At 73.4% G+C, this 876-nt stretch carries 1 pseudogene; it reads right to left on the bottom strand.

Annotated features, from left to right (window positions below):
• Positions 1-532, bottom strand: a pseudogene (locus K6I34_RS37550) (ATP-binding protein); the annotation flags it as partial.
• Positions 533-876: the final 344 nt, after the last annotated feature.

Raw genomic sequence — 876 nt, forward strand, 5'->3', positions numbered from 1 at the left:
CGGGTGTGACGTACCGGCGCCACAGCTCGGGCCAGCGGCCGACCCTGCCGAAGCCGACGGCGAGGACGCACAGGGCGAGCGCGTAATAGACGTACGACGCGATCATCCATTCCTCGGTGCCGTCCGTCCACGAGCCCGGCGCCATGGCCCGCAGCGGCCACTTCCAGTACGGGCCGAGGTAGCCGTGCCAGAGCAGCGACCAGAAGAGCCATCCGCAGAGGAAGGCGATCACCGCGCCGCTGACGAGCTGCCTGCCGGGCACCCGGCCGGGCTCCTCGGGCGCCCTGGGCCGGTGGCCGAAGGCCCAGACCCCCGGCTGCGCGGCGGTGCGCGGCACGCGCAGCCAGGTCATGAAGGGCGACTCGGGCACCCCGTGCTGCGCATGCCCGTGCTCGACGCCGCGCGGGGGCGCGGCGGGCATCCGCGGCGGCTCGGCGGGGCGCGGCGGTACGGGCGGAGTGCCCGGCCCGGAAGGCGTGGTGTCGCGTGGGCCCCAGGGCCCGGACGGGTCGAACGTGCCCTCTGTGTCCATAACGCTGCCCTTCGCCCCCCGCGCCAGACGTCGTGCCCGAGCTTCTCTCGTAGCGCCGCAGCTCAATCTAGTAGGCACGAGCGGGGAGTTCAGGTGACCTGCGGTACGGCACGCCTCCGTATGGGCATGATCACTCGCAGGGGAGGCCGGGCGGCGCCCGGGACGCCCGCCATGTCCGGTACGGACAAGGCGACGCGCCCACTTCTCCCGAACGGAACATGCCCGGGGGCCTCCGGCGCCCCTAGCCTGCGACTGACACCGAATGATCTCGGCGGACCTCGCCTGGTCCCGTCCGATCCCGTCCCCCTGGAGCCCCCTCATGACCGCACTGACCGGAGGTCCCT

This window comes from Streptomyces sp. UNOC14_S4, assembly GCF_020740835.1.
Taxonomy (GTDB): Bacteria; Actinomycetota; Actinomycetes; order Streptomycetales; family Streptomycetaceae; genus Streptomyces.